Origin of the sequence: Ramlibacter sp. (genome assembly GCF_050250995.1) — a bacterium.
Lineage (GTDB): Bacteria > Pseudomonadota > Gammaproteobacteria > Burkholderiales > Burkholderiaceae_C > Ramlibacter.
The window spans coordinates 1-7,830 of record NZ_JBFWNP010000092.1; the positions used below are offsets into that span (position 1 = coordinate 1).

Below are 7,830 nucleotides of genomic sequence, written 5' to 3' on the forward strand. Positions count from 1 at the left end.
GAGCGTCCCGCCGGCCAGCGCCGTGGTCTGGCCGGTCGCCGCGAACGCGGTGGGCGCCGCCGACAGGCTGGAGCTCGAGTCCGCGGTGCGGTAACCGACGCAGAACACGATTTCCGGCGAGCCGTTGCTGTCGAGGTCGTCGCAGCGAATGCTCAGCATGCCCAGGCGCAGGCCGGCGGGCAGGCGGAAATTCACGACGTCGCCGTCGGCGAACGCAGCCGTGGCCGTGTACTTGTCGGTGATCATCACCGCCCGGCCGTCCGCCGGCATGTTCGCGGCAACCGCCGCTTTTTTCCCGTAAAGGTGTGCCATGAAGGCCTCCTAAGAAGTTGCGAAAAGGGGTTGGGGCGTCGCCTGGTCAGGCTGCCCCGTCGGCAGGGGCTCGCGCCCCCGCCGGTGGCCGGCTTAGACGCTGCGCTTGCGCACCGCCGAGTCGATGACCAGCACGCCGAAGTCGGTCGCCTCGAGGTCGCCGGCCGAGTTCGGCAGGGACCAGCGCAGCTTGTCCTCGGTGCCCATGATTTCGCCCGCCAGTTCCAGGTTGCGGCCGAAGTTCGTGCGGCTTTCCAGCAGCGAGTAGGTTTCCTCGCTCTCCTGGTTGCCACCCGAGACCATGGCCAGCGCCTGCGCGCCGACGAAGATCGAGCGCGCTGCCTGGTGCGTGGTCGACAGGCCCGCGGCGACCGTGCCCGCCGTCTCCGTGGCGGCGAGCTTGTTCGCCACCGCCACGTAGTTGTAGGCGTCGCTCGCGTTGAAGCGGATGCCGAACTGCATCTTGCGGATCAGCACGCCGTTCCACATCAGCGGCTGGCCGCTGAACAGGGGGTGCTTGCTGAGGCCGTCGTAGCTCGCGCGCTTGAGCGCGTTCTGCTCGAAGGTCCGCAGGTTGTAGTTCGACGTCGTCTCCGTGATCATCGCGTCCCACACGAGCGGGTCGAGGAACAGGATGCCCTTGATCGGGTCGTCGCCCGCGGCGGCGTCGCCGGGGATACGGATCGGGGACATCTTGATCGTCATCTCGTCCCACAGCGCGGCGAGCTCGTCGATGTGCGCGAGCTTGAGCGCGTCCGTGGTGGCGATCGAGGCGAGCTGCAGGCCGCCCTGCGTCAGCGCCGTGCCGTTCACGACGAAGTGCCGGTTGTACGTCGGCGCCTTGACGGTGTTGACCATCATGTCGGCGAACTGCGCGTCGGTGTCGAGCGGCAGCACCCAGTCGGTCCCGTCCTGCGACCCGCGGGCGCCGGCCAGGAACGTCAGGGCACGCTGCCAGCGGAACGCCGGAATGCCGCGCGCGAGCTGCGCCGTGGCGTTCTGGCGCATGCTGTGCGGCGTGCGCTTGGCGGTCATCTTGCCCCCGGCGGAGACGGGGATCGTCGCCATGTCGAGGTAGATGTCCTTGGTGCTGTACTTCAGCGACGCGCCCTGACCCTCGGCGTTGTTGTCGCCCATGACGGGGCGCAACTTGATGACGTGCGCGCAGTCGACCTGCACGACGTCGCCGGGACCCTTGGCGAGCTCGTCGACGCGGACCACCGGCATTTCGGTCGTGGTCTGCTGCTTGAGCTTGCGCATGGCCTTGTCATGCGTGGGCATGGGGCCAGTGAGGGAGGTCAGCGGGGTCGGCTCGCGCACGGCCATCGCCGAAAGGGCAGTCGAAAACTGCTTGTTGACCAGCGCGTGACCGCGCGGAACAGAGGTTGCCATGGGGCTCTCCTAAAAAACGGTGTGGTGGGCGCCCCGGCGCTCGATCAGTCCTGCATTGGCAACGAAGCGAGGATTTGCTCGTTCGTCATCCGCGAGTAATCGATGGCCGGGGCGGATGCCGGACCGCCGCCGCGGAAGTCGCCGACACCCTTGGGGTCGGTCGACGGCGCGGCCGCGATCACGGCGTTCGGGTCTTGCCTCGCAGGAGGCGCAGCGGCCGCGGTCGCGAGACCGAGGTGCTGCTGGGTGCGACGTGCGGCCTCGGTGAACCGCTCGACGGGCGTCTTGTGCTTCCACACGGGGTCGTGCAGCAGCGAAGCGTCGAATTCGGTCGCGAGGGTGAACTTGTCCTGATCGGCCTGGCTGTGCTGCCATGCCTGGAGGACGGGCACTTCGTCGATGACTTCCTGGACCTTCGGGCTGAAGGTGGGCGGCTCCCACTCGGGATTCGATGCGGCGGTGGGGGCTTGCGCCTCCAGCCGTCGCTCGAGTTCCTCGAGCTTTCGAGCCTGAGCGGCAGCGATCGGGAAGTTATCCGTCATATCGCGCTGCTCTTCCGCGGTCATCTGCGACCACGCCTTGGGCGCGTCGCTTTCTGCCGTGGTGCCCGCCTTCGCGCGCAGATCCTCCAGCTCGCGATCGCGCTTTTCCAGTTCGTCACGCAGCCGCTTCTCGTTGCGCCGTGCGTGACGCAGCGCAGCACGCGGGTCACCTTGCGCTTCGGCGGGTGCCGCAGTCGCATCGGGTGTCGCGGGCGCCGTCGTCGGTGCCGGGGTTGCAGCGGGGGCGGCCGTCGGCGCCGGGGTCGGTTCAGGCGTCGGAGCCGGGGTCGGCTGCGGTGCCTGCTCGTCTTCGGCGGTGCCGAACGTCGGCTCGGAGCCGGGTTCTGCCCCTTCGGGGACGAGTGCCGCCAGGATGGCCTGCGCTTCGGGGTCCAGGGATGCCAGTTCAGATGCTCCAGTTGTCACACTTCTCTCCTGCCTGCTTCACGGCCAGGTGCCGAGGGCTCGCGCCCACCGTCCTCGGGGGTACACACGCATCGCGAGGGGACGTCGTTCCCACGTGCGCGGCTGCCGCTGGTACACGCACCCGGGCGCGGCGAAGCTGCCGGGTGCGGCTACACGCGAAAAAGCCCGCGCAATGGCGGGCTCTTCGCAGTGATTCGATTCAGGGGTGCCGGCTCGCGCCGGCGGGGGCCGTCAGCCGACGGCGGAGAGGGCGTCGTCGAGCGCGCCCTGCACGGGATCGTTGGCGGCCGCGTTCGCAGCGCGCGTGCCTTCGTTGGCCGCGGCCATGCCGTCGACCTCTTCTTCGACGGCGCCGGCATTGAGCCTGCGGTGCAGCTCGACGGCTTCCAGTGCGGTCTTGCGCGCCTGGGCCCGGCGCAGCGCCGCGCTCGCCTCCTTGTCTTCGGCCTCGCCCTTGGCCTTGCGCGCCTCGAGCGCCTGCGCGGTCTGCAGCGCCTTCTGCTGCTGCGCCTCTGCCGCCTCGCGCGCCTTGCGATCGCCGGTCAGCGGCTGGCCGGTGGCGCGGCGGAAGTCGTCGGCGACCTGCTGGCGGTTCGCGAGGTTCGTCGACTCGATGTAGGCCGGCGTGACGATGTTCAGTGCCGGGGCGTTGCCCGACAGCGCCGTGATGATGTCCTTCAGCTGCGTCTGCAACTGCGAGCGGTAGGCCGGGGTGTTCGGCACCTCACCCAGCGCGGTCACGATGGAGGCGTCGGCCACCATGTTGACGGGCGTGGGGGCGGCGTCGGGCACCGGGACCGGCTGGCCGGTGGCCTCGTCCACCGCGACGGGCTGCTGCCACGAGTTCAGCACGATGGTGCGGCGCGCCTTGCCCTGGCCGATCTGCACCTTCAGGTTCTCGCCTTTGTGGTCCTCGACGATGAGGTCCACCAGCTGCTCGAAGGCGGCGCGGCGGGCATAGACGTAGTTGTCGTTCATGTCGCCCATGGCCTGCTCGCCCTGCTCGATCAGCAGCGAGTTCGCGATGCCGGACTGGACCTTCGCCTCGCCGAGATTCGACGAGTAGCGGCCTGCGGCCTTCTGGACGTCCATTTCGGAGATCCCGAGCAGTTCGAACTGCTCTTTTTGCAGGCTGAGGGTGTTCTCCACGCGGACGGCGGCGGCGCCGTTGGCGCGGCTCGCCTTGAGGACCGCGACGAGGTCCGGGCGGTTCACCTGCTCGGCGATGTCCTCGATCGAGTTGAAGTCGGTGTCGACCGCATCGTTGTCGATCCACAGCTGGCGCGCCTTGAGCATCCACTGGATGCGGTGGCGGCGGTCGTTGTAGTCGTCCTGCGGGGCGATCATGCCGTCGACCAGGCCGTAGGGGCTGCCGTCGTCGTCGTCGCGGTAGGCGAACATCGGAACGTACGGGAAGGACTTGCGCGTCGTCGCCTCGTCGAGCAGGCGGTGCGGGCCGGCGTACAGCGCGCGGCGCACCTGGCTGGTCGGGCCCTTGACGACCTTCACGAGCCCGCGGGCGACGGCCTCGACGTGCCGCTGGTCCTGCGGGTTGTACTGCACGCGGCGCGTCGGGGTCAGCTGCAGGCACACCGCCATGGCCGGCACGCGATACCAGACCTCGATCAGCTTGATCATCCGGCGGGCGGAGTCGATCCAGTCCCACTTCCGGTACATCGTGTTGAAGCGGCGCTCGTTCTCGTAGGCCGAGGTGATCTGCAGGTCCTCCGGCTCGCCGAGCATGCCGTTGGTGTCCATGCGGAAATCGTCCCAGCCACGCGCGGTGCGACGCAGGAGTTCCTTGAACTGCGGGAACGCGGCTTCGAGCTCGTCGAGATCGACCATGCGCATGCGCGCGAGCCACCGGCAGCGGTCGTCCATGCGGACCTTCTTGCCCATGCCCTTCCAGTCGAACCAGATTTCGTCGATGTCGACGTCCTCGAAGCGGTACGGGTAGGCCATCGGGTCGGAGTTGCGGCACACGTGCAGCCAGCCGAGCCCCTTCTTGACCATCGAGCCGTAGGCGTTGCTGACGCTCTGGTGCGCGAAGGTCTCCCGCTCGGCCTCCTTCAGCCGGCCAGAGACGTATTCGACGACGTCCTGGTAGTTGTCGTCGTCGGCCTCGAGGCGGACATCGGTGCGGCTCTTCGCCTCCTGGCCGAGCACGCTGTTGACGATAGGGCGGATCAGGTTGACGACGCGCTCGTCGAGGTCTTCCTCGCGCAGCAGCCAGCGGCGGACCTCGTCCATCTGCTTGCCGTCGTAGTAGCTCGCGGCGAGCTTCGCGCGCAGGCGCCAGTCGGGCTGCTCGGTGCAGTCGCGCAGCATGCGCTCGAGGGCGTACAGGCTGTAGCGGCCGGCCTCGGCGAAGTCGCGCGCGTCGTCGCCGGGTCGATCGTCGTACGGCGCGAGCGGGGTCATGGGGGCGAGCACGCCACCGGGGGTGAGCTGGTAGTTCATCGCAGGCCTCGCTTCCTTCTGAATGCCGCCGCTTCCCGGTCCGGGGCGGGCAGGGCGGGCAGGCCGCGCACATTGCGGTACCCGGCGGCGTCCTTCGCGCGCTCTGCGCTATTCGGCTGGATGACGGCCTCGCCCTCGCCCAGTCCCATCATTCCGTACTGCAACGCCTCGCAGGGGTGGCTCCAGGCGTTCTTCACGGGCTGGTTCTCGTAGCGGTCGTCGCCGGCCACCTTCAGGCGCCGGAACTTGTACGCGCCCTGGCAGCCCTTGCGCGTGACGCGCATGTCGGGGTGGATCAGGAAGGCCGGCTCGCCGTCGATCATGGTGCGCATCGGCTTGCTCACCGCTTCCGTGCGGATCGTGAAGTCGTTCGTGAACGCGGGCGTCGCGATCACCTGGTTCGCCTCGAGCAGCTGGAACACGGTGCGCTCTTCGTTGTCGCCAGCCTGGCGCTGGTCGCCGGCCGGGTCACCCGTGATGCTGGCGATCGGGAAGCCTGCGCAGTTGGCGGCGATGAACCGCTTCAGGATCCCCGCGAAGCGACCGACGCCGGTGTCCGTCGTCACGACCTCGTAGCGCCAGCGGATCTGCCCGCTCACCATCCGCTGACCGATGACGGCCGCCGGCGTGAGCCCGAAGTCGAGCCCGATATGCAGCGCAATGCCGGGCACGAGCCCGCCGAAGTCGCGGCAGTGCGTGCTGTCGACGTAGTCGGAGTAGATCGGCATGCCGTCGCCCACATAGCCGTACTCGTTGCCGAGGTTGACCATGATCCAGGCCTCGGTCTTGCCCTGCGCGCCCTTGATGTAGTAGCCGTCGGGCAGGTTCTGCACGTTCTCGGCCGGGCCGGGGATGGCGGGCGCGAACTGGCCCTTGTTCTCGACCCACGGGTGCTTGGGCGTCTGCCGAACCACCCCTCCGGGCTGGCGCAGGAACCGATACCCCTCCGGCGTCATTTCCTCGGCCATGCGGTAGTACCAATGATCCGAGTCGCAGGCGTTCGTGTCGCCGAAGACGCCGTACCAGGTGGGCCGAACGTCCTTCGGGTACCGGCCGACTCGCAGGTCGACCATGGACATGATCGAGAACAGCAGTTCCTTGACCTCGTTCAGCCACACGAAGGTCGCCTGCAGGCCGCGCAACTTCTTGATGTGGTCCTCGCGGTCCAGCGCGAGAAACACCATTTCGGCTTCGACCGTGGTGCCGTCGTCGAGCTTGAACTTCAGCGAGTGCGTCGGCGGCTCCTTGCCGCCCTGCTTGAACGGGCCGAGGTGCTCGAACATATCGAGCCAGTCCTTGACCGTCGTGCCGAAGAGGTCCGGGTACGTGTTGCGCACCGCGACGCCGCGCGACTTGCGCACGCCCTGGGCGTCAGGCTCCTGCGCGCACATGATGCGGAAGCCCTTCCAGCAGCTGGCGTTCGTCTTGCCCGAGCCGAGCGGCCCCATGATGAAGCAGCGTTGCGTCGTGTCGAGGATGTATTCCTCGAGCGTCTGCCCCTGGGGCTTGTAGCGGTACTCGACCAGCTGGCTCAAGCCGGCGCGTCCTTCCGCCCGGTGAGATCCCGCACCAGCACCGTCGGCATGGTGAGCTCGATCTTGTCCCGGTAGAGGCCGAAGTGCCTCATCAGCTTGTCGACCGCAGCGTCCTTGCTGTGCGTCTTGACCTCCAGCCCCTTGTCGGTCTCCTTCACCCCGGCGAAGAGCTGCGCCGCGCCCGGCGAAAGCTTGCGCGTGTCCTTGAACACCGTTCGCGGGTTGCCGGCGCCGCCGCACGTGGGGCACTGCTCGTTCGGCTCGCGCCGCGCATCGAACCCGCCTCCACCCTGCTCGTCGAACTGGCCCAGCTTCGCCAGCGCCTTCCCGGACAGTTCGAGGCGCTTGGCTTGGTGCGCCGCACGCGCGTCCGCCAACTCGCCATCGGTGCGCTGCCAGCGGAACCCACGGCCCCAGCAGTTCCGGCAGCACCCGACGTGCAACTCGCAGAATTCCCGCGCGTCGGCGGTCATCATGTCCCACGCCGTCTGAACAACCTTCGCGGCCGTGATTTCGGCGCGCTGCGACACTTTCTCCGCAAGAGTGGCAATTTCTTGCTTCACGTGAACTTTCGCCAACAGGCGAGCGGCCATCGTGCGGGCCGAGCCTTCGCTGACTTCGGGCCGTGCGGCGAGGTAGGCCTGCGTGCCGTTGCCGCCGTTGCGCACGTACTCGGCGCAGAAACGCTTGTCGAGCGTGGAGATCTCCCCTGCTTGCGCCGCTACTGGCGGGGTTGCCACCCTACTACGGGGGGCCGAGCCCCCCTGCTTGGCCTTGCCGCTGGGTTTCTTCCTGACGGACTTCTTGGCGGCCATGCGTGTAGCGGGCTTCGGCATCAGCCGAAGGGGATGGGGTCGTGGGGAGGCTGCACCAGCGGGGCGCGGGCGCCGTCGTTGCGGGCGATGTGCTTCTCCACCCGCTCGATCTGGCCCTGAAGCTCGGCGCGGCGCACTTCGAGTTGCGCCGGGGTCATGCGCTCGATCACCGGGCCGAGGCTGACCATGGCCACCAACCGGGCGAGGGCGCGGTCGTGCGCGTCGCGGTCCTTCGCCTCGTAGGCGTTGCGGATGTCGACGGCGGCATGTTGCGGGCTCCTGGCGTGCGCGGCTTCAGGGTGAGCGCGTCGTAGTCGGCCTCGCACTGGAGGCCGCGGGCGCGGGCTT

The 7,830-nt window shown here is 68.4% G+C and carries 7 protein-coding genes; all 7 read right to left on the minus strand.

The features are described 5' to 3' along the window. Positions 1 to 312 (minus strand): hypothetical protein (locus AB7E83_RS27845; protein ID WP_428574743.1); only part of this gene is annotated, 312 nt, incomplete at its 3' end. 93 nt (positions 313 to 405) lie between these two features. Next, positions 406 to 1,704, minus strand: coding sequence for a DUF4043 family protein (locus AB7E83_RS27850; protein ID WP_428574745.1), 1,299 nt, complete (start codon positions 1,702 to 1,704; stop codon positions 406 to 408). A gap of 44 nt (positions 1,705 to 1,748) precedes the next feature. Then, the gene (locus AB7E83_RS27855; RefSeq protein WP_428574747.1) at positions 1,749 to 2,672 is read right to left on the minus strand and encodes a hypothetical protein; all 924 of its coding nucleotides are present in this window, start codon (positions 2,670 to 2,672) and stop codon (positions 1,749 to 1,751) included. 231 nt (positions 2,673 to 2,903) lie between these two features. Further along, on the minus strand, positions 2,904 to 5,132 hold the full coding sequence (locus tag AB7E83_RS27860; protein WP_428574749.1) for a hypothetical protein: 2,229 nt from the start codon (positions 5,130 to 5,132) through the stop codon (positions 2,904 to 2,906). Continuing rightward, the gene (locus AB7E83_RS27865; protein ID WP_428574751.1) at positions 5,129 to 6,667 is read right to left on the minus strand and encodes a TerL; all 1,539 of its coding nucleotides are present in this window, start codon (positions 6,665 to 6,667) and stop codon (positions 5,129 to 5,131) included. The genes AB7E83_RS27860 and AB7E83_RS27865 overlap by 4 nt, the downstream gene beginning before the upstream one ends. Further along, positions 6,664 to 7,503 carry a terminase small subunit gene (locus tag AB7E83_RS27870; protein ID WP_428574753.1) on the minus strand — a complete coding sequence of 280 codons (840 nt, stop codon included), beginning with the start codon at positions 7,501 to 7,503 and terminating at the stop codon, positions 6,664 to 6,666. The genes AB7E83_RS27865 and AB7E83_RS27870 overlap by 4 nt, the downstream gene beginning before the upstream one ends. Next, positions 7,503 to 7,830, minus strand: a 328-nt coding sequence (locus AB7E83_RS27875; protein WP_428574755.1) for a hypothetical protein, incomplete at its 5' end; no start/stop codon positions are given. The genes AB7E83_RS27870 and AB7E83_RS27875, both read right to left, overlap by 1 nt.

Excerpts from the sequence above, each read along its gene's own strand:
- AB7E83_RS27860 (WP_428574749.1), bottom strand. The coding sequence starts at position 5,132 with ATGAACTACCAGCTCACCCCCGGTGGCGTGCTCGCCCCCATGACCCCG.
- AB7E83_RS27870 (WP_428574753.1), bottom strand. The coding sequence starts at position 7,503 with ATGCCGAAGCCCGCTACACGCATGGCCGCCAAGAAGTCCGTCAGGAAG.
- AB7E83_RS27850 (WP_428574745.1), bottom strand. The coding sequence starts at position 1,704 with ATGGCAACCTCTGTTCCGCGCGGTCACGCGCTGGTCAACAAGCAGTTT.